This is a genomic window from Rhizobium sp. Root1203 (genome assembly GCF_001424945.1).
Lineage (GTDB): Bacteria > Pseudomonadota > Alphaproteobacteria > Rhizobiales > Rhizobiaceae > Rhizobium.
The window spans coordinates 700,450-724,876 of the sequence record NZ_LMCW01000012.1 but is presented as its reverse complement, the minus strand read 5'-3'; the positions used below and the strand labels follow the sequence as shown (position 1 = coordinate 724,876).

Annotated in this window: 40 protein-coding genes; 25 read left to right on the top strand and 15 right to left on the bottom strand. The window is 59.1% G+C overall.

The features are described 5' to 3' along the window. Position 1: 1 nt before the first annotated feature. The 10 genes from ASC97_RS36245 to ASC97_RS14145 are packed head-to-tail and all read right to left on the bottom strand — an operon-like array spanning position 2 to position 4,657. Positions 2-778, bottom strand: a complete 777-nt coding sequence (locus ASC97_RS36245) for a Lar family restriction alleviation protein (RefSeq protein WP_057468951.1) — start codon at positions 776-778, stop codon at positions 2-4. Next, positions 775-1,164, bottom strand: coding sequence for an HNH endonuclease (locus ASC97_RS14185; protein WP_057468950.1), 390 nt, complete (start codon positions 1,162-1,164; stop codon positions 775-777). Before ASC97_RS14185 ends, ASC97_RS36245 begins: the two co-directional genes overlap by 4 nt. Further along, positions 1,161-1,349 (bottom strand): hypothetical protein, encoded by a 189-nt coding sequence (locus ASC97_RS14180; RefSeq protein ID WP_057468949.1) that lies wholly within the window; start codon positions 1,347-1,349, stop codon positions 1,161-1,163. Before ASC97_RS14180 ends, ASC97_RS14185 begins: the two co-directional genes overlap by 4 nt. Continuing rightward, entirely contained in the window at positions 1,346-1,765 is a 420-nt protein-coding gene (locus tag ASC97_RS14175; protein WP_057468948.1) for a recombination protein NinB, read from the bottom strand. Before ASC97_RS14175 ends, ASC97_RS14180 begins: the two co-directional genes overlap by 4 nt. A gap of 1 nt (position 1,766) precedes the next feature. Then, on the bottom strand, positions 1,767-2,729 hold the full coding sequence (locus tag ASC97_RS14170; RefSeq protein WP_057468947.1) for a hypothetical protein: 963 nt from the start codon (positions 2,727-2,729) through the stop codon (positions 1,767-1,769). Then, positions 2,726-2,980: a hypothetical protein gene (locus ASC97_RS14165; protein WP_244481461.1), complete on the bottom strand. Its 255-nt coding sequence runs from the start codon at positions 2,978-2,980 to the stop codon at positions 2,726-2,728. The genes ASC97_RS14170 and ASC97_RS14165 overlap by 4 nt, the downstream gene beginning before the upstream one ends. Next, a complete protein-coding gene (locus ASC97_RS14160) occupies positions 2,977-4,008 on the bottom strand; it encodes a hypothetical protein (RefSeq protein WP_057468946.1) in 1,032 nt (343 codons plus the stop codon). Before ASC97_RS14160 ends, ASC97_RS14165 begins: the two co-directional genes overlap by 4 nt. Next, positions 3,996-4,205 (bottom strand): hypothetical protein, encoded by a 210-nt coding sequence (locus ASC97_RS14155; RefSeq protein ID WP_057468945.1) that lies wholly within the window; start codon positions 4,203-4,205, stop codon positions 3,996-3,998. The genes ASC97_RS14160 and ASC97_RS14155 overlap by 13 nt, the downstream gene beginning before the upstream one ends. Further along, entirely contained in the window at positions 4,198-4,401 is a 204-nt protein-coding gene (locus tag ASC97_RS14150) for a hypothetical protein (protein WP_057468944.1), read from the bottom strand. Before ASC97_RS14150 ends, ASC97_RS14155 begins: the two co-directional genes overlap by 8 nt. Next, a complete protein-coding gene (locus ASC97_RS14145; protein ID WP_057468943.1) occupies positions 4,394-4,657 on the bottom strand; it encodes a hypothetical protein in 264 nt (87 codons plus the stop codon). Before ASC97_RS14145 ends, ASC97_RS14150 begins: the two co-directional genes overlap by 8 nt. Before the next feature lie 198 nt (positions 4,658-4,855). Between ASC97_RS14145 and ASC97_RS14140 the strand changes: the two genes are divergently transcribed. Continuing rightward, positions 4,856-5,092: a hypothetical protein gene (locus ASC97_RS14140; protein WP_057468942.1), complete on the top strand. Its 237-nt coding sequence runs from the start codon at positions 4,856-4,858 to the stop codon at positions 5,090-5,092. Next, complete coding sequence (locus tag ASC97_RS14135) at positions 5,082-5,390, top strand: hypothetical protein (RefSeq protein WP_057468941.1); 309 nt, start codon at positions 5,082-5,084, stop codon at positions 5,388-5,390. Before ASC97_RS14140 ends, ASC97_RS14135 begins: the two co-directional genes overlap by 11 nt. Before the next feature lies 1 nt (position 5,391). Here the strand turns inward: ASC97_RS14135 and ASC97_RS14130 are convergent, their stop codons facing one another. Together ASC97_RS14130 and ASC97_RS14125 are read right to left on the bottom strand one after the other, a co-directional pair. Continuing rightward, positions 5,392-5,610, bottom strand: coding sequence for a hypothetical protein (locus ASC97_RS14130; protein WP_057468940.1), 219 nt, complete (start codon positions 5,608-5,610; stop codon positions 5,392-5,394). 1 nt (position 5,611) lies between these two features. Then, on the bottom strand, positions 5,612-6,298 hold the full coding sequence (locus ASC97_RS14125; RefSeq protein WP_057468939.1) for a LexA family protein: 687 nt from the start codon (positions 6,296-6,298) through the stop codon (positions 5,612-5,614). Between the two features lie 367 nt (positions 6,299-6,665). Here ASC97_RS14125 and ASC97_RS14115 point away from each other — a divergent pair, with 367 nt between their 5' ends. The 4 genes from ASC97_RS14115 to ASC97_RS14095 all read left to right on the top strand — a co-directional run bounded on the left by ASC97_RS14115 (position 6,666) and on the right by ASC97_RS14095 (position 9,506). Beyond that, complete coding sequence (locus ASC97_RS14115; RefSeq protein WP_057468937.1) at positions 6,666-7,631, top strand: DUF2312 domain-containing protein; 966 nt, start codon at positions 6,666-6,668, stop codon at positions 7,629-7,631. Between the two features lie 543 nt (positions 7,632-8,174). Further along, positions 8,175-8,549, top strand: coding sequence for a hypothetical protein (locus ASC97_RS14105; RefSeq protein WP_082530010.1), 375 nt, complete (start codon positions 8,175-8,177; stop codon positions 8,547-8,549). Between the two features lie 358 nt (positions 8,550-8,907). Next, a complete protein-coding gene (locus tag ASC97_RS36055) occupies positions 8,908-9,309 on the top strand; it encodes a hypothetical protein (RefSeq protein ID WP_338012527.1) in 402 nt (133 codons plus the stop codon). Next, positions 9,306-9,506: a hypothetical protein gene (locus tag ASC97_RS14095; RefSeq protein WP_057468934.1), complete on the top strand. Its 201-nt coding sequence runs from the start codon at positions 9,306-9,308 to the stop codon at positions 9,504-9,506. The genes ASC97_RS36055 and ASC97_RS14095 overlap by 4 nt, the downstream gene beginning before the upstream one ends. A gap of 29 nt (positions 9,507-9,535) precedes the next feature. Here the strand turns inward: ASC97_RS14095 and ASC97_RS14090 are convergent, their stop codons facing one another. Next, the gene (locus tag ASC97_RS14090) at positions 9,536-9,772 is read right to left on the bottom strand and encodes a DUF982 domain-containing protein (protein ID WP_057468933.1); all 237 of its coding nucleotides are present in this window, start codon (positions 9,770-9,772) and stop codon (positions 9,536-9,538) included. A gap of 89 nt (positions 9,773-9,861) precedes the next feature. Between ASC97_RS14090 and ASC97_RS14085 the strand changes: the two genes are divergently transcribed. From ASC97_RS14085 to ASC97_RS14040, 11 genes are all read left to right on the top strand, one after another. After that, a complete protein-coding gene (locus ASC97_RS14085; protein WP_057468932.1) occupies positions 9,862-10,440 on the top strand; it encodes an MT-A70 family methyltransferase in 579 nt (192 codons plus the stop codon). Continuing rightward, complete coding sequence (locus tag ASC97_RS34645) at positions 10,437-10,592, top strand: hypothetical protein (protein WP_200959466.1); 156 nt, start codon at positions 10,437-10,439, stop codon at positions 10,590-10,592. Before ASC97_RS14085 ends, ASC97_RS34645 begins: the two co-directional genes overlap by 4 nt. Continuing rightward, entirely contained in the window at positions 10,589-11,020 is a 432-nt protein-coding gene (locus tag ASC97_RS14080; RefSeq protein WP_057468931.1) for a RusA family crossover junction endodeoxyribonuclease, read from the top strand. The genes ASC97_RS34645 and ASC97_RS14080 overlap by 4 nt, the downstream gene beginning before the upstream one ends. A 14-nt stretch (positions 11,021-11,034) precedes the next feature. Continuing rightward, positions 11,035-11,772 carry a YdaU family protein gene (locus tag ASC97_RS14075; RefSeq protein WP_443216743.1) on the top strand — a complete coding sequence of 246 codons (738 nt, stop codon included), beginning with the start codon at positions 11,035-11,037 and terminating at the stop codon, positions 11,770-11,772. Beyond that, positions 11,769-12,248 (top strand): helix-turn-helix domain-containing protein, encoded by a 480-nt coding sequence (locus ASC97_RS14070; RefSeq protein ID WP_057468929.1) that lies wholly within the window; start codon positions 11,769-11,771, stop codon positions 12,246-12,248. The genes ASC97_RS14075 and ASC97_RS14070 overlap by 4 nt, the downstream gene beginning before the upstream one ends. Continuing rightward, a complete protein-coding gene (locus tag ASC97_RS14065) occupies positions 12,245-12,571 on the top strand; it encodes a hypothetical protein (RefSeq protein ID WP_057468928.1) in 327 nt (108 codons plus the stop codon). Before ASC97_RS14070 ends, ASC97_RS14065 begins: the two co-directional genes overlap by 4 nt. Beyond that, the gene (locus ASC97_RS14060) at positions 12,568-13,212 is read left to right on the top strand and encodes a metallophosphoesterase family protein (protein ID WP_057468927.1); all 645 of its coding nucleotides are present in this window, start codon (positions 12,568-12,570) and stop codon (positions 13,210-13,212) included. The genes ASC97_RS14065 and ASC97_RS14060 overlap by 4 nt, the downstream gene beginning before the upstream one ends. A gap of 28 nt (positions 13,213-13,240) precedes the next feature. Then, positions 13,241-13,795 carry a hypothetical protein gene (locus tag ASC97_RS14055; protein WP_057468926.1) on the top strand — a complete coding sequence of 185 codons (555 nt, stop codon included), beginning with the start codon at positions 13,241-13,243 and terminating at the stop codon, positions 13,793-13,795. Between the two features lie 548 nt (positions 13,796-14,343). Next, on the top strand, positions 14,344-14,646 hold the full coding sequence (locus tag ASC97_RS14050) for a hypothetical protein (RefSeq protein ID WP_057469364.1): 303 nt from the start codon (positions 14,344-14,346) through the stop codon (positions 14,644-14,646). A gap of 1,026 nt (positions 14,647-15,672) precedes the next feature. Beyond that, positions 15,673-16,284: a hypothetical protein gene (locus tag ASC97_RS14045; protein WP_057468925.1), complete on the top strand. Its 612-nt coding sequence runs from the start codon at positions 15,673-15,675 to the stop codon at positions 16,282-16,284. 185 nt (positions 16,285-16,469) lie between these two features. Next, the gene (locus ASC97_RS14040) at positions 16,470-16,721 is read left to right on the top strand and encodes a hypothetical protein (protein WP_057468924.1); all 252 of its coding nucleotides are present in this window, start codon (positions 16,470-16,472) and stop codon (positions 16,719-16,721) included. Between the two features lie 28 nt (positions 16,722-16,749). Here ASC97_RS14040 and ASC97_RS14035 read toward each other — a convergent pair whose 3' ends face one another. Then, positions 16,750-16,953 carry a hypothetical protein gene (locus ASC97_RS14035; RefSeq protein WP_057468923.1) on the bottom strand — a complete coding sequence of 68 codons (204 nt, stop codon included), beginning with the start codon at positions 16,951-16,953 and terminating at the stop codon, positions 16,750-16,752. Between the two features lie 358 nt (positions 16,954-17,311). On the opposite strand from ASC97_RS14035, the gene ASC97_RS33985 reads away from it, so the two are divergent. Genes ASC97_RS33985 through ASC97_RS14010 form a run of 6 tightly spaced genes read left to right on the top strand, consistent with a single transcriptional unit; the run spans position 17,312 to position 22,403 of the window. Beyond that, positions 17,312-17,581: a hypothetical protein gene (locus tag ASC97_RS33985; protein WP_156390371.1), complete on the top strand. Its 270-nt coding sequence runs from the start codon at positions 17,312-17,314 to the stop codon at positions 17,579-17,581. A 4-nt stretch (positions 17,582-17,585) separates the two neighbouring features. After that, the gene (locus ASC97_RS14025) at positions 17,586-18,200 is read left to right on the top strand and encodes a terminase small subunit (RefSeq protein ID WP_057468921.1); all 615 of its coding nucleotides are present in this window, start codon (positions 17,586-17,588) and stop codon (positions 18,198-18,200) included. Further along, positions 18,164-19,603 (top strand): PBSX family phage terminase large subunit, encoded by a 1,440-nt coding sequence (locus ASC97_RS14020; RefSeq protein ID WP_082529991.1) that lies wholly within the window; start codon positions 18,164-18,166, stop codon positions 19,601-19,603. Before ASC97_RS14025 ends, ASC97_RS14020 begins: the two co-directional genes overlap by 37 nt. 4 nt (positions 19,604-19,607) lie before the next feature. Continuing rightward, a complete protein-coding gene (locus ASC97_RS33980; RefSeq protein ID WP_156390370.1) occupies positions 19,608-19,760 on the top strand; it encodes a hypothetical protein in 153 nt (50 codons plus the stop codon). After that, entirely contained in the window at positions 19,753-21,591 is a 1,839-nt protein-coding gene (locus ASC97_RS14015; RefSeq protein WP_057468920.1) for an anti-CBASS protein Acb1 family protein, read from the top strand. The genes ASC97_RS33980 and ASC97_RS14015 overlap by 8 nt, the downstream gene beginning before the upstream one ends. After that, positions 21,591-22,403, top strand: coding sequence for a phage head morphogenesis protein (locus tag ASC97_RS14010; protein ID WP_057468919.1), 813 nt, complete (start codon positions 21,591-21,593; stop codon positions 22,401-22,403). The genes ASC97_RS14015 and ASC97_RS14010 overlap by 1 nt, the downstream gene beginning before the upstream one ends. Positions 22,404-22,607: 204 nt before the next feature. Here the strand turns inward: ASC97_RS14010 and ASC97_RS14005 are convergent, their stop codons facing one another. Then, positions 22,608-22,808, bottom strand: a complete 201-nt coding sequence (locus tag ASC97_RS14005) for a hypothetical protein (protein ID WP_057468918.1) — start codon at positions 22,806-22,808, stop codon at positions 22,608-22,610. 32 nt (positions 22,809-22,840) lie between these two features. Between ASC97_RS14005 and ASC97_RS14000 the strand changes: the two genes are divergently transcribed. Both ASC97_RS14000 and ASC97_RS13995 read left to right on the top strand, forming a co-directional pair. Next, a complete protein-coding gene (locus ASC97_RS14000; protein WP_057468917.1) occupies positions 22,841-23,983 on the top strand; it encodes a DUF2213 domain-containing protein in 1,143 nt (380 codons plus the stop codon). Further along, entirely contained in the window at positions 23,983-24,420 is a 438-nt protein-coding gene (locus ASC97_RS13995; protein ID WP_057468916.1) for a structural cement protein Gp24, read from the top strand. Before ASC97_RS14000 ends, ASC97_RS13995 begins: the two co-directional genes overlap by 1 nt. Positions 24,421-24,427: the final 7 nt, after the last annotated feature.

Below are 24,427 nucleotides of genomic sequence, written 5' to 3'. Positions count from 1 at the left end.
GTTATCCCCGCTTTCCACCGGAATCGTCCACAGGGGCGGCAACCACCGTCCGTGCAGAGGATGGAACATTCAGGCCAGCAGACGGTTGATCATCGGGCTTGTTGTTCCTGTACTGGCCTAGAGGCCCATCGCCAACCCTGCGATGGGCCTTTGCTGCGCTCGGAAGCCGGACTCCCAAAGCCATGGCATCGCCTATTTCGGACGTTGTCGCTTCAGCCGATAGGCGATGGCGGCCAGTCCTAAGGACAAAACCCCAAAACCAATGCACATGGAGCCGACTGAGATCATCCCGGCGAAAGCTAGAACGATGCCAACCCATATTTGAAACACGCTGGCGATGGTTAGGAAGTGAGACATCAGTCCCCCCAGTTGCAGCCACCTTGCCCCGTAGGGTTGTGGTGGTCAAGCCGAGGTTCTTGAGGACCTCGTCGCCCTCCACCACATGCGTAGAGGTCGCATCCGACCCCATGCATTCGACCAAGAGGTTCGTCCGCTCCACAAACCGCTCACGCTCTTTCGACCCAGCAACGGACGTATCGTCGTTCGTCACGGTCTGGAGGACGCGGGAAAGCTTGTCGGATATGGTGCAGTAGTACGCTAGCTCGGCGGGACGGCAATTCCAAAGGGCGGCGGCACGGTTCGACGCTTCGGGCTGAAATGCAGTCACCGATGCGGAGCAATCCGCGCAATAGATCCGGCGACCGTCGCGGATGTATCCGTCTCGGATCTTCTCTCCGCCGCAGAACGGGCATGGCTTAAGTCCTGCAGCATCGGTCATCGGCCCACGATCTCCCCAGTGCGAGTGTCTACGACATCGCCGTTCAGCTTCTTCTTGAAAGGGGACTGGAAACCGCCAGCTTTAGACTTGCCGAAGCCAAAGTGCTTCTTCTTCACGTTGGCAATTTTCGACTTCACGGCCATCTCGACGGCGGTCTTCTTCCGGTGGTGCTGGCGAAGGGCAGGGAAGAGATTGCTCTCCCGGTGCTCGCCACCGAGGATGAGCGCGACCTTGTGGTCGAGATCCCACTCGTCGCGAACCTTATCGATCGAAAGGCCGGAGAGGTGGCAGACGCCGCCCTCGCGCTCGAATACGCGGATGCGCACCCGGTCCGGCACTCTGGAATCGTCGGTCTTGCCGATCCATTCATCAACTGACCGGCTCATGCGCGCCTCCCGAACCGGGGGATGAACCGATCGATGATCGACTTATGCGCCGGCTGCTCAGCGGCCTTCTTGGCTTCGAGCTCGCGGTTGAGCCTTTCGACCATTTCGTTTCGTCGATCGATGAAGGCGAGGGTGGTCGGCAAGGCGCGCGGATGCTTGCGGAGGTAGTCTTCTGCCGTTCTCATGCTGCTCCCCTTTTGTGTTGTTGAGGTTCAGACCACTCGACGCGGTGGTCGGCGCCGAAGGCGAATATGATTTCGATGAGAGCCGTCATCTCCTCCTTCGAAAGGTCTGACGACGACGTGCTGAGATTGACGAAGCCGGTCCCGTCGGTGTTCGGGACGATCCGCAGTTGCTCGTGGGTCTCCCGGCGCAGGGCGTCGAGCATCACCAACTTCCAATCGTCTGGTGCCAGGCGCTTCCCGTGCCAGGCGAGCTGGCCGGATAAATCGGTCAGCATGGCCCACATGCGGTCATTCTGGGGAAGGGTGCGCTTCGGGCCCTTGAACTCGACGCGGGTATCCATTGGCGCGCGACGAATCCAGTCGATCGCCTTCTGACGGAAATCTGCGTTTGCCAGGACGAGAAGCGCTCTGCCCATGTCAGCCGCCGTTCATCGGCGAAAGCTGCGCGAGGCGGCGCGTCTTGATCGCGAATGCGGCATCGATCGTGTCGGCATGACCTTCCGTCTCAAGCACGGCAGGCGCGTCGAAGTCGTTCCAGATCTCCTCGACGTCAGCCTCGTCGTTGGCGCCGGACAAAGCCGTTTCAATCTCGTCGAGGAAATCGCCGAGGGCGAACTCGCCTTCTCGCTGCTTCTGGTCCACCACCGGATCGGCGTCGATCGTCTTGGCGGCCGGTGGAGCGGGAGGCTTCGGTGGCTTCGGCGGTGTGGGCTTGCTTTCGGATACCGGGGGCGACACGACACGCATCTCATCGAGATCGGCGATTTCGCGGGCCTCAAACTCATCGCGGATACCGCCGAGCACATCGCCGAACAGTTCGCGCAGGCAATAGCCAGCTGCGCGCCATGCTAGCATGCGCTGGGGGAACCGATACCAAGGGCTATCGTTCGGCTTTTCCTCGTTCTTCTTGTCCCACTTATTCCACTTCGTGACGACGGCCTTGGTCTGCCACAGCCCGGCGCGCTCAGCGTCGGTCTGCGAGAACTCGACGCGCTTGTCTTCGCCGCTATCGAGACGCTTGGCCTCGCAATAGCCGATCATCTTCCCGCCGCGCTCTTCGCAGCCGGTCCGGAGATAGGCGACCCTGCCCGACATGCGGACGACGTTGATCAGGCCATCGCCGTAAAGGGCGGGCTTGCCGTTGATGACGGTGAAGCTCCGAAGGCTGACCATCGGCTTCAGGCCAAGCTCGGCGCCAGACATGATCGCAACCGCAACCGCTGCCGCTGCGTCATCGCCCTCAAGCTTGCCGATCAGCGCGGCGGGGGCGAGGCCAGAGGCGACCACGGCCCGCGAGATGCGCATGGTTTCTTCAAAGGTTTGAGGGACAATGGCGAGGACGGTCCCGCCGCCTGCGAGTGCCGGAACGAGCGCGTTCATGCCGCTGCTCCTTCGGCTACCTGCTCGACGACTCGAATGATCTTCTTCTGCGCTTTGTCAGAGTCGGCCTTGATCTCCATGACCTCGACTGTGGTTTCACCGCGCGTGGTCTCGACGACGACCTTGTCGCCGACGTTGACCGTCATGCCTTCCGGAATGAAGTAGTCGTAGGTCTTTCCGTCCTTCTGCCACTTGAACTGGATGGCGGCGACGGCGAGGGGGCTGGTGGTGCTGGTTACCTCAGTCATCATGCGGCCCTCTGCTCGGATGCGATCTTCATGCCTGCCAGCTCGACACCCGAGCGCGCCGCGCGGTTGGCGAGCGTCTCAACAACCTCGCGGATTTCAACCCGGTCTTTCAGCGCCATGAGAAGCGCGTCGAAGTCGGTAACTTCGGCGAAGACGAAGGTGCGGAGCGAAACCTTGGCGCCGGTCCGGCCTGCGCTGGCGTTTCGGGCCTGCGCATCGCGCTCGGCCTGCGCTGCTTGCTGTGAAAGGCGCTCGGCTTCAGCGATGGCATTGTTCCGCTCGGCGATCGACGCTGCGTCGGCAGTGCTGTCGTTGTCGTTTCTCGCTGCTGCCTTCTCCGCTGCGATGCGGGCGGCGTCGGCTTCACGCTGGATGCGGTCAGCCTCTGCTCGTGCCGCAGCCTGCCGCTCGCGCTCCTTGCGCGCCTCTTCCTGCAGGAAGGCGTCCATGTGCCGTTTCAGCCTCTTGCTGAGTGCATCCGGCTCTTCCTTGAGGTCGCGCCATTTATTGTCGACAGCGCGACCAGCATCGAGGCTCGGCTGCTTTTCAACCTTGTGAAGATCGGTCGCCTTCTTCGCGATCGTCGACAGGCGCTTTGACCAGATCGCGGCGCGGTCGGCCTCAGCCTGCATCGTGATCGGTTTCTTCATGAAAGCCTCGGCCTGCTCCTTCTCGGAGGCGAACTCGTGGAGGAGAGCCTGGTAGGGGTCGAGATCGGTCGGCCGGTTATGGCCGATCGGTGCCTCAGGCTCGTCGTCCCACCCACCGCCCTCTATGGCCATGGTATAGGCTTCGTGAGTGATTGGGTTTCGGCAGCACCAAGTCCAGATGTCAGACGCGTCGATCGTGTGATCGCCGCGCATGGCGAACCAGTTGCCGTCTTCGAACCAGATAGCGACAGGCTCCCACGGCTTGTCCTTGAAGCGCGTGCGATAGAAACCCTGCTGTGGGTCGCCGTCGTGGATCGGACCGAGCCGACCGGCAAGTGCTTCCTGCCACCAAGCCCAGAGGTTTGGTTCTACCTTCTCCATGAGATGTTCTCCTGATTTTCAAGGGCTTTGGTTTTGAGTTGCTGGTCGGCCTGCGAAAGCGCCCAAAGGCCGACGACGGAAAGCATGACGATGACGATCACCACCTGATTGAGACCGGCGATCATGCGCTGGCGCTCTACTTCGACCTTGGCGTTGATGGCCTTGGCGCGATCGAGGTAGGATTGAGCCTCACGCATAGAACTGGTCCCTGTCGTAGACACCCATGCGCTCACGAGCCTTCCGGCTGAAGACAGCGCCGTCTTCCTGATTGTCGGTGATCGACGAGGCGAGGGCGGTCGGGTTCATGTCCCGGCGGCGCATGGCGTCGGCATATTCAGCCGCGGCGTCGGCCTGATAAAACTCGGCCTGAAGAAGCGAGGCGGCATCACGCATAGAGCTGATCCGCGTCGGCGATGCCCATGATCTCACGAGCGTAGCGGTAGTGACCCTCGACGACGGACATAGCCCCGTACAGCCAGTTCTCCCCGCGGATAGCGTTCTCCGGCTTGCGGACGTGAGCGAAGCCGATCGCGCCAGACCGCTGCGCTTCAATCGCCATGTACTGGTCGCAGGCAGCGAGGGTGTGTGCTTCACACCAGCGAAGGTCCCGCTTGCTCTGTTCGGTAGCGATGTCTCGTGCATGCTGCATTGTCCGCTCCTCGGTTCCGCTTCTTCGTCCCTAAGGAGATCGGCGGTGTGTTTTCGATGAGTGAATTATGCGATAATCGCACAAAAAACGCAAGCATTAAAAGTGCTATAATCGCACAAAATATTTGGACGTGACGACCGCAGAATCGATTCGACAGCTCGCCCTTGCTCTGCTTTTATAGAACGAAAGGAGAACAAAATGGGCTATGCAGCATTGAGACGGGCAGCGCCGTTCACGCTTCACATCAGGTGCGAGAACTGCATGAGAGACAGCGTTAAGGTCGTCGATATGCCAATCGGCGATGACGTGCCGCGAGATGCTGAAGAGCTTATCGAGAGTGTTTACCTGGAGAAAATCCCGTTCCGGTGCCAGCCCTGCAGTGGGGTGATTGGCCGGCTGGTTGGGATCTGCGGAGGAAATTCGTATGACTACTGAGAGAGACGTAATCGAGTTCATCATCGTGCCGCCATACGAGCGGCGCGTAGCTGTTGCCGCGGCGAAAGAGCGGTTCGAGCATTACCTTGGAAACCGTTTCCCTGGGCTCACATTTAAGGTCGCGGCGTTCGCACCAGTTGGTGACGAGGATGAATTCTGCATCGTTCCGATCATGAATTTCTTGGACGATGAAGGCAGGAGCCGGATGTGCGTCGAGCCGAAGCGCTGGGTGCTACAGGATATCGCCCAGGCTTGTAAGGAGTTCGATCTACACGGCCTTCGACACTTCGCGGCTTAGCTCACGCCTTCGCGTGGTTGCCGCGATATGTTGTTGGCGGAGGAAGCCCCTCATGCACCTTCGCTAGAGTTTCCAGCCATACCGCAAGTCCTGAGGGGATTTCCTCGTTCCCGGCTTCCAACGCCTCTATCCACGAAAGTTCACACTGGAGCGCCGATGCGATGTTGATGGGCGTCCAGCGGATAACACGAAGACATTCATTGAAGCGATCAGTGGTCATCCTAAAACCCCGGCATCTCGTTCATCACGCGGCGGACAAGAGCAATGACTTGGACGGTAACACCGTCGTCGGCCTCGTAATCCCGCTTAACGATAATCGGCTTATGCTTCCCGTTTGTCGATCTAGGATGAAATTCGGCTCGATCGGGAAACACCTCGAGCTGCTTGACTGACCATTCGCGGAAGTGGCCGCCGTCTCGCGTTCGTTCAACGACCACCACCATGCCGGACTTCAGCTCGACCAGGTGCTCAACGTCCTCGTAGGAAATACAGACGAGGCGATCGCCTGGGAAGATTGGACGTGGACGCAAATCGTTCATGCTGTCGCCGCTGCAGTCGAAGATCAATTGCCTTGCGTGCGGGAATTTGTCGTCCCGGGGCAGTATGACCTCGATGTGTTCTGACTGGTCGAACTCGTCCACTTCGCGGAAAGCACCGGCCTCGACGACACCTGCCACACGACCGACCACAAGCCCCGTTGTCACCGGCACTAACTCGGTATTCGGAGCGTCTTCTCCGAAATAGGAGGCTGCTCCCGCTACCTCGTGCGACTTCAGCTGCCTCTTGCCACTGACCACCTTGTTGATTGCGGAGGGGTGCAGTCCAAGCGCCTTGGCCAATCCCGTCTGGGACATGCCAGGCTTTTCGAGGTTTTCGATAACCCACTTTTTATACGGATCTTCAAGCATGTGGCATTTTCGCACAACGAAAATGCTCGGTCTCGTGCGATTGAAGCACAATTTGCTTGACGCGATATGTGCGATTATCGCATAGTCCGTTCATGGAAACGAACGCACCCATTGAAAAGCTCGAACCGGCTGCCTCGATCATTGATCTGTTTGGCGGGCCTGATGTTGTCCAACAGATCACAGGCTCGGATCGTACCCGAGTGTACCGATGGACGCAGCCCAAAGAAAAGGGCGGCACCGACGGCATTATTCCCCTGAGGCCAGCGCAGAAGCTTTGGGCACATGCGAAGGCGACCGGAATGGAAATTCCAGGCGACTTGTTCCTTTCTACGACCCTGAGTTCGAATGCCGCTTCCGAGGTGGCCGCATGACCGACGCTCAGGGTATCGCCCGTCTGCAGCTCAAAACCATCGTCGAACGCGTGGAGCGCCTCGAAGCCGAGATCGCAGACCTGAACGCCGACAAGTCCGACATCTACAAAGATGCTCGGGGTAACGGCTTCGACGTGAAGGCAATCAAGAAGGTGGTTTCGCGCCGGAAGCTCGACGACAACAAGCGCGTCGAGGAAGATGTTGTGTTCGAGACGTACTGGGACGCCGTCCACGGTACCGGTCTCGTGCATGCACACGCACGAGAAAACATTGAAGAATTTGACCCGATCACGGGCGAGTTCGTCAATACGCCAGTCAGCCCGAAGCTCATCAAGCAGGTCGTCGATGGTATGCAGACCGAAGCCAGTCGCGCTGCGCTGACCGCTGCCGTCGATATCATGATCGAGCGGGAAGAGGCGGAAGTGCAGAATGCACCAGAGAGGCCCTCGAATAACGATGAGCCGTCCCCAGAGGTAGGTCCGCAAGCCGAAGCCTCTCCTGCCGGGACCGGAGCCGGGACGCTTGCGGATCGTGAGGGCCACCAAGAAGGAGAGGCGGCTTCGTCCGACCTCTCCACCAATTCCCAATCGGACGACGACGCAATCGCTGCAGTGAAGGGCAAGGCCCGACTGGCGAACGTTGCTGACGTTGAACCGTCGTCGTCCGCCCCGGATTCGTCTGTCCTCTGGAACGAGTGGCAGGCAGCAGAGACCGATCCGACTGAGGATCGCAGCGAAGGCCAAAGCTCCGCCGCCGAAAGCGTCGGCGCCAACGCAGGAGGCGATCATGTAAACGCTCAATCCTCTACCGCCGCAACGGCCGGAGCTCTCGTTCAAGTCGCTCCGGCCAGCAAGCGCTTGCGTCCGCACTGCAGAAAGCCGGGCGACAACTGCGGTGGATATGGCAGCACTCATTGCGGGTCGTGCCTCCGGGCTGCTCGTGATGCAGGGGTGGCAGCATGACGCCAATCCTTCATCCGTCACACACAGACGCCATGGCCCAACGCGCGATCGAACGCGGCGTCGGGCTGGATCGGAAACAGATTTCGAGACCGGAGAAAGCACCATGACCACCACCATCGCCATAATCGGCGGGGCGCTTCTCTATGTGCCTATCGCCTGGTTCTTCCTGCGCATGATGCGCTTCGCGGATTGATGAGCGGCCCCAACTGGCTCGTCAACGCTCCGGGTCGTCGATCTCCTCCCCGACGGCCCGGAGAACCTTCAACCGGATCCTCTTATTCGCCAGTCGCATGACGACGGCTTGAGTGACGGATCCGAGATCTTGAAACGAGGCTGGCGGCGACGGCGGATCGCCACCAGCAGCAGAACCAGGAACAGCGGCGGAACTGGTTCTGCGGAATGGAATAACGGTTTGCTCCCGAGGCGGGCCGACGACAGAGGGCGAAGGCCCTGCAAGGCTTTCCCCTCTGTCGTGTTCATCATCAGTCCTGTGCATCGGAAGTCTCCCTAACGAGACCAGTGATCGCACAGGAGACGGACAAGGTGTTGTCAAACAATGACAAGGACTCGGCAAACAGGGCCAAGGTTATGACTGACGCTTTTTATGCACAAAACCTTCTGAGAGAGGCCTTCCCGGAGCAGCGTTACGGCTCGGTGAAGGGAGCGATATTTGCGGCATATCGCTTCGTCCGCCCGAAGGTTTCCAAGGAACTGACACCAAGAAGAATTCGCTCGATCCGTGAAGGCACTGCCCGACGGATCGATGCCGAAGAAATGGCTGCGCTCAAGTTAGCGATCATCGAGGAGGCTCACCGTGAGCAACAGGAACTACGCGCCCGTCTGGCTGCGCTGGACAAAAAGGTTGCCGCTTTCGGTGCGCGCGCGTCTGGCGGACAGGTGGCGGGCGCGGGCGAATAAGTGGGCCGATAGGGCCGAGTGGATCATGGAGGACTGAGGAGACCACATGCAGCAGCTTGCTTTAGATCTTCGCCCTTTGCGCATCCTCATCGGTTGTGAGACCAGCGGCATAGCTCGCCGGGCCTTCTCCGAACTCGGCCATGACGTTTGGTCATGTGACATCCTCCCGGCCGAAGACGGATCAAACCGCCACATAGTCTGCGACATTCGGGCCGGAATCCTAAACGAGGGATGGGACTTGCTCGCGGTAATGCACCCTCCTTGCACCCGCCTGTGCCGATCCGGCCGGCGTTGGATGTCCGGCCCCGGGAAATGGACGGAGCCAAAGCAGCTCCCACAAGGCCGGACATGGCAAAGCATGAAGGACGAATTTGAAGAGGGTGTATCCATCTTCGAAGCCTGCTGGAACGCTCCTATTGATCGAGTAGCGGCAGAAAACCCGGAGATGAATGACCTGGCTGCAGATCGGATGCCGGACAATCTACCCAAGCCGCAAATCGTGCAGCCGTTCTGGTTCGGCCACCCAGAATACAAGGCCACCGGCTGGTATCTGCGCAATCTTCCAGAGCTTGAAGCGACAGGTATGCTTGTGGAGCCGGAGCGCGGATCTGACGAATGGAGGGCATGGAACCGTGTCCACCGCATGCCACCAGGTCCGGAGCGCGCCAGAATGCGCAGCCGATCTTTCCCGAAGATGATGACTGCGGCTGCCGAGCAGTGGGCCGGGTTTGCGGTTGAACAGGCGAGGGCGGTGGCGTGACCGAGCCCTCCGAAATGATCGCGTGGCTCGACCGCCGTATCGCCAGCGCCGTGACCTGGCTGGATAATTTCGGCCACAGATCGAAGAAGCCTCGCCCTGAGGGAGAGATCGAAACCAAGGAATACGACATCGCCCGCTTTGAGGAGATCAAGGCGGCGTATGTGAAGGCTCTCGATAGGAGAGGGAAGGCAGCATGATCAAGTTTCTCACTTCGAATGAAGAGACGTTAAGTTTGCAGGATGCCGGCCTCCTTCGCCGCAGCCTCAAACGCAGCCCGCGCTTCCGCATCCGTAGCAACGCCATTCGCCGCGTCCAGGCATATTTTCCGCGCTTTCGCGCAGCTCGTGCTTTTGTCTTCGGGCCAGTTGTTCTTCAAAAATGCGACCGCCTCTCTAGCATTCCTAATGACGTGATAACGCTCATCTATCTTCAATTCGACGTTCGCATCCCAGATGGTGATCATGGCGTCCTCCGTGGGGCAGGGTCCTCAAAAACGTATATTAGGGAGTTCTGTTCCAAGAGGATGATCCGGCCAAATTCTTGGGGGGCAGCATGAGGCTCTTCCAAGACACATGGCCATTCGGTGACCTACAGCCGCACAGCTTCGATTTCATCATGGCGGATCCGCCGTGGCGTTTCGCGGTGCGATCGGAGAAGGGTGAGGGCAAGTCGGCTCAGGCTCACTACAAGACCATGCCGCTCGACGAGATCAACGCCATGCCGGTTCTCGATCTGGCCGCTCCCAACTGCACTCTCTGGCTTTGGGGCACGGCGCCGATGCTTCCGCAGCAACTGACAACCGTTCGTGCGTGGGGCTTCACCTACTGCACGGAAGGCGTCTGGGTAAAGATGACCAAGCACGACAAGGTATGGTTTGGGACGGGCTACGGCCTGCGCGGATCGCATGAGCCGTTCATCATCGCCAAGCGGGGCCAGCCGAAACTGACCAAATCAACGCGATCAGTCATTCATGGCAAGGTTCGCGAGCACTCCGAAAAGCCAGAGGAGGCATATCACGAGGCCGAGCGCCTGATGCCGCGCGCGAACCGGCTAGATCTTTTCAGCCGCACCAACCGGCTGGGTTGGACGGCATGGGGCGACGAAACCGGAAAATTTGGGGCGGAGGCATGACTTTCCTCGAAGCCTATTCGAAATATGGTCCAGACGTCGAGCGTATCGCCGAAGTTCTCGGCATCGCGCCGGCTGAAGCTGATCGCCTCATCAACGAACTGCTTGAACGACGCCACGCCAAGCGCAGCCAGTACAGCCGGAGGCGCGGATGACCGAGCGTATGTCCGCCAAGCAATACCGAAAGCAGTTCGTCGAACCGAAGGCCGTTGCGTCCGCCCGAATCCTCATCACCAACATGCCGCCGTCCGCGAACGGGCTTCGAAAGAGCTTCATCAAGGAAGGCAAGGTCGTCAGCGTCAAGAGCGATAGTTATTCGGATTGGCGCAAGGCTGCGGTCGCAGAAATTACGTCCCAGGGGGTCGGCAATGTCGAGGGTCCGTATCGCCTCTCCATCGTCGCCCAGCGCCACTGGCGATCGAAGCGCGCCCGTGACATCGACAACATCATCAAGCCGATCTCCGATGCTCTGGTGAAGGCTGGCGTCGTTCAGGATGACAGCCTGGTCGAATGCGTCACCGCGCGATGGGCAGATGACCTGCAGGGCCATGCCGCCGTCATCGATGTGGAGGTGTGCATATGAGCGAGCGCCCATTCATGCAGCTCTACGTCTCCGACTTCATCGGCGACACTCTGCAGCTCTCCACCGAGCAGATCGGCGCCTACATGCTGCTATTGATGGCAATGTGGAACGCTGGCGGCAGGCTGCCATCTGACGAAGCAAAGCTCGCTCGCATAACCCGCATGTCAGTGAAGAAGTGGAAGGCGATCGCCGATGACTTGATGTCATTCTTCGACATCGACAGCGACTCAATCCGCCACAATCGTCTGACGAAAGAGCTTGAAAAAAGCGAGAGTAAATCTCAATCGAGGAGTTCCGCCGGGGAAGCAGGTGGGCGAGCTAAGGCGTTGAAAGATAAAGAAGCACGCCTAGCAAATGCTATGCTTGAGCCACAGCATCTTCCAGATACCATAACCAGCCTTCCTTCGGAAGACGCGAGCACGCCTGGGGTCGATATCGACTTCGAAATATTTTGGGAAGCCTATCCCAACAAGATCGGCAAGCCATCTGCGGAGAGGGCTTTCTCCCAAGCCGTGAAGCGCGCCAACCTCAATCAGATCATGGCCGGTGTCAGGGCCTATGCAGCCAAGACCGACGATCGCCAGTGGTGCTCACCGGTGAAATGGCTTTCGGACGATCGTTGGAACGACGCTCCGGCCCGCCCACCGGACAGGCCACCCAAGCCCAACGGCCTTGCCCACCTGCAGAAACCTCAATCCCGAGAAGAGTACCTAGCCGCCGAAAAGGCGAGATCAGAGCGGAGTTTCAGATGATCGTCGCAGCCAGAGAGTTTACGAGTGCAGCCGAGATGCGAGCCTTTGCCGTCGCAGTTCACGCCAGGTGCTTCAAGCCGAGAGCGAGGGGGAGGCTGACAGCGATCGTCAAAGACACGTCTGTCGTCACAGCGCTCGTCATTCCGCCTCGCGAGACCCGCCCGGCATGGATCGTTCAGGAAACGCTATTCGATGCCCACGTGGTCCAGCAAAAGAGCCGGCAGATCGAAATCGCAATGAACCCGGCGAAGGTTCACATCAAGGACCGATGCAGGGAAATAGGCATTCGGTTCGAAGCCATTGTCGGAAGCGACAGGCGGAAAAAGACTGCCGCTATCCGTCATCTGCTGATGTGGGAGGTCCACGAGCTGTTCGGGTTGAGCTTCCCCGCCATCGGTCGGCTCTTCGGTGGAAGAGATCACACCACATGCCTCTATGCCATCCGCAAGATCGAAGCGGCGCGAGGTGACGCATGAACCGATACAGCGCCTATCCTCGTCGCGTCCCTGGTGGTTTCGGCTACTGGGCAATGATCCGCCTCTGCCGCGACGGTCACCCGTCACCGGTCATGGACATCGGCGACAGGCGGAAGGTCTTTCACACCGAAGGCGAGGCCGCACAGGAATGCCTGAAGCACATGGTGGCATTCATGAACGGTCGCGAGATCCGCGGCGAGACCTTCGAGGCGACCAACAAGCCGTCCTCGGCGGCGCGGGTCAAGGCCGAACGACTGTTCATGGGCGGCGGAAAGACGATACAAGTTGAGCGCAAAGTCACGGATATGGAGGCTGCGCGATGAGCAAGACCTACGTCATAGCCGATCTTCATGGCAGGTTCGACTTACTCCAGTCCGCGCTTGAAAGAACCGAGACCAGCCCGACGGGCGGAACCGTTGTATTTATGGGAGATTACATAGACCGTGGGCCGGCATCTAAGCAGGTCATGGATCGTCTTATGGCAGGACCACAGGACGATCGGTGGCGGTGGGTCTGTCTGAAAGGGAACCATGAGGACATGATGGTGGCCTGCCTTCGTGGGCAAGCCGACTTGTCTTGGTGGATAGGAAACGGCGGGCGTGAAACACTGCAGTCGTTCGGTGGTTCGGTGCCAATAGAATATCTGATGTGGGCCGACGCTCTCCCCCAATACTACGCCGACGGCAAGCGCATATTCGTCCACGCCGGCGCTGATTCCACAAAGCCGATGTGCGAGCAAACCGAAGCGATGCTTCTCTGGTACCGGTGCAAGCGGTACCAGGATGTCGCCCACCCAGACGGCTACATTGTCCACGGTCACACCCCGTTCGAGGACGGCCCGGTCATCCTCGAAGGGCGGTGCAATCTCGACACTGGCGCCTTTTTGACTGGATCGTTGGCGGTCGCCGTCTTCGATGACGACGTGCCGGGGAAGCCCGAGAGAATTTTCACGATCAAAGCATGAGCGGCGGCTCGACAACGAGGGAATAGACATGGCGGAACAGAAAGCGGCGAAGAAGCGGAAGATCATTGAAGGATGGCAGGCCAAGGCGAAACTGCAGTCGGTGTATGTCGACAATCCCTACTATTCCAAGGCTCACGACGGCGAGGGCGCCAACCCTGTCAAGATCAAAGCCAAGGTCAATATCCGAGAAAGTGCCATCACTACGCTTGCAGCTCGTAAGCTGATCGATGATTCCCAGAGAGCGGCGGCCGACAAGTTCCGTGGGCTCTGGGAGGCTATGGGCGGCGCCGGGGCGGGTTCCTTCGACTACAGCCGCGAGCCGGTCGATGGAGGTGGCTCGCGSGAGCCGCTGACAGAACGGCAGATCCAAGCCGGATTGGAACTGAAGCGGGCGCAGGAAATCCTTGGCGTCCGCGCTTATGACATCATGAGCAAGATCGCGGGACAGGGATACGCCATACAGGAGCTGGCCAAGTCCCAGCGGGAGCGACACACGCTTACAGATTATCTAAAGGATGGGCTCGACGAACTGGCCCGTAGCTGGGGCTATGCGAACCGTGGAACAAAACGAAAAAGCGCTTAACAGGTATTGCTCCGGTTAATCGAAATGCGTATAGAGAAACTATAGTGGTGATTTGCGCAAGACGCTCACCCAATCAGCCGCCTCCGGGCGGCTTTTTTCGTTCCAGAGATCGGGCCGCCTCCCGTTGCAATAATACGGTCTGGCGAGGATGTGCCTGATGGCCAAAGGGATGGCTCGTGACCAGCGAGAACCCTGCGGCCTACCAATTGGAGGGGATTGTCCCGGTTGCCGGCAGGGCGACTCGACGCTGAGCCCGTCGGCCACGCTGGGAGGGTAGCGAAGGGCCACCGAGAGCGAAGGGACGCCCAGGAAACCGATGTAAACTGGCACTGGTTGAGAGACGTGAGGAAGGTCGGTGCGATTTCGCCCCGGCCTTTTTGTTGCCGGTTCCGATCGCTTTAGAGGCCATGCCACAATTAACTCGCATTCGGTCGAAGGCGCCCCATATCAGGGATAGTGGTCAGCAGGACCGGAGCCGTTGGTTTGGATTGATGCTCTCCACCATGTGCGTTCAGATGATGAACGCATTCCTGAATAGGAAATCCATTATGGACGTCGTCGTAAGAACTTACTCAGGTAAGGGCTCGAAAGAGCTGTTCTCATTGCTGGAGATGCATAAGGCAGACGTTGAAAAGCTTATGCGTGCAGTCACGGGCTTTGAAAGCTACACTCTAGCACGCAGTAGTGAAAGCGACGGCGGCTTATCGATGACCGTGTGCCGGGACAAGGCCGGCATTGAAGAGAGTGTGCGCCTTGCAAAGGATTGGCTCTCAAAAAATGCAGCAAACATCAGCATGGATGCGCCGAAGGTCTCCATGGGAACGATAATTATTCAGGCCACTAAACACTAGTTTTCAATGGCTTCCCAGGTCGAGTAACTCGCCGGCAGCGGGAGGCCAAGCGCCGAGAGGAAGAGGCCAAGGTTCAGGCAGCATAGGTTCGAGGCTCTGCCCGGTTGATCTCCGGACCCATCCTCAGTCGCCGGGGCGTGGTATTCCTTCCTCTCCTCTTTCCAAAGGGCGAGTACAAGTTCATGATGTCCTTGCCTGTCCCTAGACCATTTTGCGCCTCGCCTGGATAACATTGCCTATCGGGACAGAGATGCTTACGCCGCTTAGCTGTTTCAGCAGGCCCGGCCATGGAACCAATACCGATTTACTTGGAGTCGTAAGGTTTCGCCGCTCGGGCTCTTTCGGATCTCAATTTGGAGAAGTCCCATGATCCGCGTGCACAAACCAGTCGCAGCCTTCGCTTTCCTCTTGCTCGCCGCTATCATTTCGTCATGTAGCCCCGGAGGGCCGGGGGCCCGCTCGATGAACGAGCCTTTGAACATCGGCTGCGCGGACGGCTTCCAGGCAAAGGGCGGCGGCTCATGCAGCTTTTAGGACCGAGGTAGATGCAATACCGCCCGCGGTCGCCGGCAACGACCTTCTGAGAGCCTCGCCTTGTCCGACTAGGGCACCTCGAACCGCTCCGCGATTTACAGAAAGAATTGGCAACCAAGAGAAACCACAGCGATGGCAAGGGGTAGCGCGTGCATCCTCACCGTGCCTTGCCAATCTCTGGCTGCTATCCCGTTTCTTGCTTCCTTGCTCATCGTGTCTTCTCCCGTTGGCAGTGACCATAACGCGCCGTGGTGGGGTGTCTCCTCAAAATTGGTGTCGGTCCGTAACACTTCGACGTTTGCCGAACCAACGCCTAACATCCCCGCCACCTTCGCAGGTCGGCGAGTTTTTCTTTGCCCACCAACCGAATCTTGCCGAGACGGGGTCACTGGTTAATGCTTTTTTGGTGGTCTATGCTACCTAATGTGGACTTCCGCAAGGTGGATGCACGCGCGCGACGGAGAAGACATGAGGTCCAGGAATAGATCCCATATGAAGGCTTCAACTGCGATCCCGCTTGCTCTGTTGCTTGGCGCTGCCATGATGCCGCTCTTGGGAACAACCGACGCGGAGGCACAGACCCGCGACGTCGATCAGTCGGTATTCGCCTTCGGCGGCGCGATGGTCGATGCCAACATGCTCCAGGCAGCCAATCCTTTCGGCGTCACATACGCCGACCTCCCGATCGCCGGCCTCGGCTACCAGTACTTCCCAGGAAGGATTGGCTCCTTCAAGTTCGGACTGGAAGCGGGGCTTGCCGGAAGATTCGGCGGGCATCCGAATGCGGAATTCTGGGGCGGCGTCGTCGGTCGCTATGACGGTTTCGAGATTGGCGACGTTGCCCGTATCTCGCCAGCCTTAACGTTTGGCCTCAGCTATGTCACCCATACCCAGGAGGGTCGGGAGCGCCAGAACGAGCTGGAAAGCAACGGGAACGCCAGAACGCTGTTCTATCTCGGCCCCGAATTGGACCTTTCCTTCGATACTATGCCCGACGTCGATTTCTTCTGGCGGGTTCACCACCGGTCCGGAGCCTGGGGGACGCTCGGCGACATGCACGGCGGCTCCAATGCCAATGTCGTTGGCGTGCGGCTCAATTTCTGAAGAACCTTCTTCGGCTCCAAATCTTCGTAATGCAGACGCGGCTGCTTGGTCTTGCCTGCCCTGAATTGGCGAGCCGGGCCAAGCGCCCGGTTGCCGATGTTCATTTTTGCTTCCTCCTGTGAGGGTGGAAAAATCAACATCAGATCCGCGTCCGGCGGTATCCGGTCCAACCAAGGAGAAGACGCATGAGCGTACAGGCAATGTTCTACGTGAAAGAGATCAACCACCGCGCCACGAGCCAGCCCGGCGACGTGAACGTCGAGATCAGGCTGGCCGCTGCGTTCGGCGGTTATCTCAAGGGTGTGCCGGAAGGCAACGGTGATTGGTCGAAGTGGACGCCCCAAGGGGAGCTTTCGATGACCGTGACCAACCCGGCCGCCATCGAACAGTTCGAGATCGGCGGCGTCTACTCGCTCATCTTCGACAAGGTCTCGTGATCGGCAGTTTTTGAAATGGAGAGCCGGGCTAATCGCCCGCTCTACCCAGCCCCTGCAAACCGTCAAGTCGGTTCACTTTAGCGCCGAGCTCGCTGACTGCCTCCATAGTGATGGCAAGGCCTTGCATAAACAGAGAAAGATCGCGGTCATCGTCCTGATTGGCCAATTCAAGCGAACGCCAGCGAAGCTGCCGACTGACGGCGTTCAGTCGTTCGATCATATCCTCGTTCATTCGAACCTCCCGAGGTTGTTGCGCCTGTAGTGAAAAGGCGCGCGACAAACAAAGGTTCCAGGCGCAAAACCCGTCAGCAATGACCGCTCATAAATATGACGTGATGATCGGTACCTCGCGATCATCAGCGGAGGCTACGGCCTTGGCACTTTCGAGAAGTGCACGCCGCACCTTAGGCTCTTGGTATCTGATTGTTCCCATAGCAGTGCCGGTAATGCGGTATCGTCCGCAATTTGTTTCGCAAACTATTTCGACAAAATCACCTAGTCGAGGCAGTGCCTCTTTGGCCACCTCATTGCACACGGGGCAGTTGTAGTTCGCCCAACTCATTTCATCCTCCCGTTGTTCTGGAGAATGAATGCACGGGACACCACAGAATGCAAGGCCACGCTATCAAAGGTCCAGCAATCTGGGGGATCTGGCGTACTCGTTAAAGGGTGCCAAAGCTGACCAAAAATGGGTGAATACCCGCAAGAAGAGCGCCGACCGCACCAATCGTAGCGAGGACGATTTGATATCCTTCAAGCCTCAGCCTTTGTTCCAGAACGACCGTTTGGCCTCGCCAATAAAGCTGGTTGGAACCATCCAACTGGAATCCGTCAAGTTCATCTATCCCGATCGCCCTTAGCGCCATGTCCGTTCTCCGCAATGCTCGACACGAAAAGTTCGCGCAGGCGCTCGCCAAAGGCAAGACAGCAGATGACGCATATGCGGACGCAGGCTTCAAGCCTGACCGTGGAAATGCATCGCGACTACAGCAGAAAGACAACATCAGACAACGCGTCACCGAGCTTCTGGAGTGGGAGCAAACGGTGGAGCGGAAGGCCACCGAGAAGGCCATATGCAAGCTCGCCATCACGAAAGAGCGGGTTCTTGCCGAGCTGGCGAAGATTGGTTTTGCGGACATCCGAAAGGCCATCAAGTGGCAAGGCACGCTTGTGACCGAGGAGGATAATCCCGATGGGGGCGACGTCCTCGTGATCAAGAACGTGGTCACCAACAATGTCACGTTGATTTCCTCAGACGAGATCGATGACGACACGGCCGGCGCAATCGCGGAGATCAGCCAGAACAGCACGGGCGGCATAAAGCTCAAGCTCCATGACAAGAAAGGCGCCCTGGTCGATATCGGCAAGCACTTGGGCATGTTCGTCGAGCGGCATGAGCACACCGGCAAGGACGGCGCACCGATCCAGACAGAGACACGGACATGGCGAGAGGTGCTGCGGCAAGAGACGAAGGACTGAACGCCGGAGCGCTTACCAACCCGGCGCTGTTCGACTTCTGGGAGAAGGTATTCCTCGGCGAGGCTGACATCGCGGTGCTTCACGGCGGCCGGTCCAGCTCTAAGACGAGAGACACGGCCTGCCAGCTCGTCCGCCTGGTCGACCATGTGCCGGTCAAGATGCGCGTGCTCTGCATCCGGCGCTTTCAGAACCGCATTCAGGAATCGGTCTATACCGAACTGAAGTGGGCCATCAATCATCTAGGCTTGCAGGATGCCTTCGACGTCCAGAAGACGACGATCATCCACATAGCCTCCGGATCGGAGTTCATTTTTTACGGCATCGAGCGAAACCTTGAGGATATCAAGGGGACGTCGGACGTCGACATCCTGTGGGTCGAAGAGGCGGAAAAGCTTACCCAGGACCAGTGGACGGTCATCGGGCCGACCATCCGCAAGGAAGACAGCCTTGCGATCCTGCTCTTCAATCCGAAGTTCGTCACCGACTATGTGTGGCAGAACTTCGTGGTCAACGTGCCGCCGCACTGCATCGTTCGGCGTATCAACTACTCAGAGAACCCGTTCCTCTCGCAAAAGGCGCTGCGCGACATCGCGGCCATGCATGAACGCGACCCGGAGATGTTCGAGCACGTCTATGGTGGCGTGCCGCTCGGAGACAGCGAGCTTTCGATCTTCAAGCGCCGTTGGCTCGACGCCTGCGTGGACGCCCACAAGGTGTTGAAGGTCAGTCTGACCGGCCGGAATATTATCGGCTTCGACCCCGCCGACGACGGCGAGGACAAAAGCGCCACGGCTGACAAGATCGAAGGTGTTTTCACCCATGCAGAAGACTGGTCATCGGGCAAGGATGAGCTGGTTCAGAACGCTAAGCGAGTATGGGCAAAGGCTAAGAATGCCGGGGCGACGGTCTCTTACGACACGATCGGCGTCGGCGCCTTCGTCGGCGGCTACATCGATGAGCAGAACGGGCAAGGCGCCACTAAGGTGAAGCATTACGCCTTCCATGCCGGCGGCGCCGTGATGGATGCAGATAAGCCAAGCGACCCACAGAATAAGAACAGTCCGCTGAACAAGGACGAGTACCTCAACCTAAAGGCTCAGGCGTGGGCGAATACGGCTCGCAGGGCGATGCTCACCTTCAATGCGGTCACAAGGGGCCAGTCTATCAAACCTGAGGACATTCTCTCGTTCTCTTCGGTCATAGGGGCCAAGAAGCTCGATGCGCTGTTCACCGAGCTTTGTGTGCCCTGGTGGGTCGAGAGCGAGGGCAAGAAGCGCGTCGTGCCGAAAGCAAAGCTCAAGAAGGATTTGGGCGTCAAGTCGCACAATCTGGCCGACGCGGTGATCGCCGCCGACAACGTGAACATTACTGGAAGCACCTACACGCTTTCGAACCTGGGGTGACCTCATGGCCTGTGGACCTTGCGAAAAGCGCCGGCAGATGATTGCCGACGCCAAGAAGAGAGCAGGGATCAAGGGAGTGGTGAAAGCCATCCCCTCGATCGTCCGCGACACCGTGAAGAACCCGCCGAACATCAGAAGAGAGAAGCGCAATGGGTGATGTGATCCAGCTTAGGGCCAATGACAGCCTTCGGTCTGTCGTTGCGGGCCTTGGCGATCCCATGCGCGACAAGATGTCGACGGCTACCTATGGCATCCAGTACATCGACGACTATCAGCTGGCGGCCATCTACAAGTGCAACTGGCTCGGTCGGAAAATCGTCGACATCCCCGCCATGGACGCTGTTCGCAAGGGCAGGGACTGGCAGGCTGAGCAGGACCAGATCGAAGCCGTCGAGGCCGAGCAGAACCGTCTCGGTTTCTGGCAGAAACTGCTCGAGGCGAAGGTCAAGGCCCGCCTCTGGGGTGGCGCTGCGCTGTTCATTGGTACCGGCGAGACCGACCTGATGCAGCCGCTGCCGGCCGAACGCATCGGCAAGGCCGGGATCAAGTATCTCACGGTGCTCACCCGTCGCGATGTGACCGCAGGCCCGATCGAGCAAGACGTGCTTTCGGAGTTCTACGGCAAGCCCGCCTATTACGAGGCTACCGGCACGCAATCGATGGTCCGTATCCATCCCTCACGGATGGTCGTGTTCATCGGCTCACCGCACGGTGACCAGCTGCTTTCTATGGGCCTCAATCACGGCTGGGGCGATAGCATCATCGAGGCGGTGTACTCGGCGATGAAGAATGCCGACGCTACGGCGGCCAATATTGCCAGTCTGGTGTTTGAGGCAAACGTCGATGTCTTCCGAATTCCGGATTTCATGGCGAGCCTATCCGACCCGACCTATCAGGCGCGCTTGCTGGATCGGTTCCAGCTTGCCGCATTGGCCAAGGGGATCAACCGGGCACTCATCCTCGACAAGGACGAGGAATACGAGCGCAAGCAGGTGTCCTTCGCTACACTGCCGGAGATCATGCAGTCGTTCCTTCAGATGGCAGCCGGCGCAGCGGATATCCCGGTAACGCGCCTGCTCGGTCAGTCGCCGGCCGGCATGTCGTCGACCGGTGAATCCGACATGAATAGCTATTACGACCGGGTAAGCTCCATTCAGACACTTGAGATCACGCCGGCGCTCTACCGCTTCGATGAATGCCTGATCCGCTCTGCGCTCGGCAGCCGCCCGCCTGAGGTCTTCTACGAGTGGGCTCCGCTCAAGCAGATGACCGAGAAGGAGCAGGCTGAGATCGGCAAGATGAACGCCGAGACCGCGAAGACGTTGACCGACACTGGCATTTTCACGCCGGTCGAGCTTCGGACGGTCGTAACAAACCAGCTTGTGGAATTGAGCTTCTACCCTGGTCTCGATCAGGCTGTGGCGGAAACCGACGCTGCGGGCGAGTTCGATCTCGGTGTCGACGATCCCGACAAGGTGGACCCAGAGGAACAGAAGCAGGCAAAGCTGCTTGCCACGGATGCCCTGCCTCGCACGCTCTGCATCCACCGCGACGTGGTCAATGCCGACGATATCAAGCGCTGGGCGAAATCTCAGGGCTTCGATACCGTTCAGGAAGATCTGCACGTCACCATCATCCACACCCGGTCGCCGCTCGACTGGATCAAGGTTGGCAACGACATCGAGTGGGCCGACAGCGGCAACACGATCAAGATCCTCGCTGGTGGCCCGCGCCTCATGGAGCGGTTCGGCGAGGCCGTGGTGCTTCAGTTCGCAAGCTCTCGTCTCACCTGGCGTCATGAAGACATCAAGCGGATGGGCGCGGATACGGACTATCCAGAGTATCAGCCGCACATCACGATCACGTGGAAGATCCCCGAAGGCATGGACCTGTCCAAGGTCGATCCCTACCGGGGTGAGATCGTGCTGGGACCGGAGCTGTTCGAGGAAGTCGACGACGACTGGAAATCGAAGGTCTCCGAGGAGTGATGCTGCGATATTCGCTCGCCAAGCTGGCTGACAAGCCAAAGGGCTCGAAGGTAGAGCTGCCGGCGGTCGATGTCAGGCTGTCGGCAGAGAAGCAGTACTACGCGGCGCTCAGGTCGATGCTGATCCAGATCGCAGCCATGACGCGGGAGAGCATCATCCCGCTCTACCAGTCGGAGCAGGAGCAGAAACGCGCTGCTCGCGCGTACACGGCCGACGCCGACAGGTCTTGGTTCGCTGGACTGCAAGCGCTGGCCAACCAGCTGCAGCGCATCGCCTCGACCACGGTCAACCGCATCCTCGATCTGGAAGCGGAGCGCCACACCGAAACCTTCATGGCGACGGCAAAGCGGGCGCTGGGCATCAACCTGCAGGCGGTCGTGACGCAGGAGGATCTGGGCGGCTATCTACAGCTCGCCGTGGCTCGAAACGCGTCGCTGATCGAAAGCTTGTCCGCTGATGTCGTCAAGCGGGTCGAGCAGACGGTCTATGCCAATAGTGTCGCCGGCAACTCGGTGACCACGCTTCGCAAGGCCCTGCAAGAGCAGTTTGGTATCACCGATCGGCGGGCAAAGCTGATCGCGAGAGACCAGACCAGCAAGTTCAACTCGGACCTGAACAAGTTCCGGCAGCAGCAGGCGGGTGTGACCAGCTACGTGTGGGTAACCTCACATGATGAGCGGGTGAGGGCGTTGCACAGGAAGCTTGATGGGAAAACATACAAGTGGGGAGAGGCGACCGGCGCAGAGCAGGGACTTCCACCAGGGCAACCGATCAATTGTCGGTGTGGGGCCCGCGGGATTGTCGAGTTCTGAGCAAATCTTCCAGATCATCGGAGGTCATGCGTTCATCTTCGACGAAGACGACCTCTGTTGTCTCGACAGCCCGCTTTAGCGCTCTGACCTCGACGGATAGGGCTTCGATCTTGAGACTTTGCTCAAGGATCAACTGCCGCAGCGCTCGGAAATGTTCGTCGGTCATGGCAGATGTTCTGACGGTTTAAGGGAAGATTGGCAACGCTACCGGCCTGAGCCCGGTTTGTCGATGTGGATGAAATCGACTTTGTCGACGTCACTTTCCTCGATGATGCCTTGCTTGACCGCGGCGCGACGCGCTTCGGATAGCTGGTCGGCCAGTACTTGGCCGGCGGATTTCACTGTTACTCGACCAACCACGTGATTGGGCTTTCCACGCTCACAGATCTTGAATTCAGCCAGCATCTGAGCCTCCCTTCATCAAGATAGGTACCATAATGAAATTCACCGACGCTGCAACGGTCGCGGGAACGCGCCGGACCGGAGACGGCTATCTTGTCGCGGAGGCAAAGGCCGTCCGCACCGGCATCCAGCTCTATCTGGGCGACGAGGTGGGCAAGCCGAATATGAAGATCGTGCGCGTCTATCGCCCTGCCGAGGAAGTCTTCGCAGACGCGAGCCTACAGTCGTTCACTCATGCGCCCGTCACGGTCAATCACCCTAAGGACGCGGTCAATTCCGCGAACTGGAAGGACCTGGCCGTTGGCGAGGTGAGCACCGCCGCCAAGAAGGACGGCGACTGGGTATGGCTTCCTCTGATCCTCAAAGATGCAGTGGCCATCAGCGACGTCGAGGCTGGCAAGCGGCAGCTGTCTGCGGGCTATGAGTGTTCGCTCGACTGGACTGCCGGCACGACCGACGACGGGCAGCAGTTCGATGCTGTCCAGCGCAACATCAAGATCAACCACCTCGCGATCGTCGATGCGGCGCGGGCGGGTTCACAAGCTCGCATTGGAGACAGTGCGAATTGGGGCGTCAGCCCTTTCACCCCTGATCACAAACCCACAGAGGAAAAGATCATGACCCTGAAGACGGTTACCGTCGACGGCATCCCGGTTGAAGTAACCGACCAGGGTGCTGTGGTTATCGGCACGCTGCAGACGCGGCTCGCTGATGCCAACACCAAGTTCGCCGACGCCGAGAAGGCCCATCAGTCGGCACTCGCTGCCAATGATGCCGCCATGGCCAAGAAGGATGCCGAAATCGACGCCCTGAAGGCCAAGGTCCTTTCCGACGCCGATCTCGACAAGCGAGTGCAGGCTCGCGCCGACCTCGTCACCGTTGCCAAGGCAATCGCCAAGGACGTGAAGACGGACGGTCTCTCCGACGCCGATATCCGCAAGGCAGTCGTCGTTGCCAAGGTCGGTGACGCTGCTGTCGCTGGTAAGGCTGAGGCCTACATCGACGCTCGCTTCGATCTCCTCATCGAAGACGCCAAGAAGACGGCCGATCCGTTCGCCACCGTCGTCAAGGATGGCCTCAAGCCGACCGACCCGACCAACGTCAACGCCGCTCACTCCTCCATGGTCACTGACATGGCCTCGGCTTGGATGGGCAACCAGTCGAAGGGAGCAGCATAATGCCAGCAGTTCAGACCACCTATGCAGCCCAGCACGCCCGCTGGATCGAGGGCATGGTCCTCAACATGGAGCCGAACGACATCGTCACCCGCGTCGCGGAAGACGTTGAAGGTATCGGCTTCGGCAAGGTCGGCGTGCAGGGCACTGCCGACATCCAGGTCGTGGACTCCGAAGCCACGGTCAAGTTCACTGGTATCGCGGTGCTCGACACGACGCAGCCCACCGGCAAGTACGAGCAATACTCGAATGTCGCCCTGATGAAGAAGGGCGTCATCGTCGTGCAGGCCTCGGTCGCGGTCGCGGTTGGCGATCCCGTCTACTACGTGCCGGCCACTGGCGTCCTGACCAACGTCTCGACGTCCAACACCCTCATCGCAGGCGCTCAGTGGGATACCAGCACCGCTGGTGCCGGCCTCGCTGCTCTGCGTCTCGGCTAACAGGAGC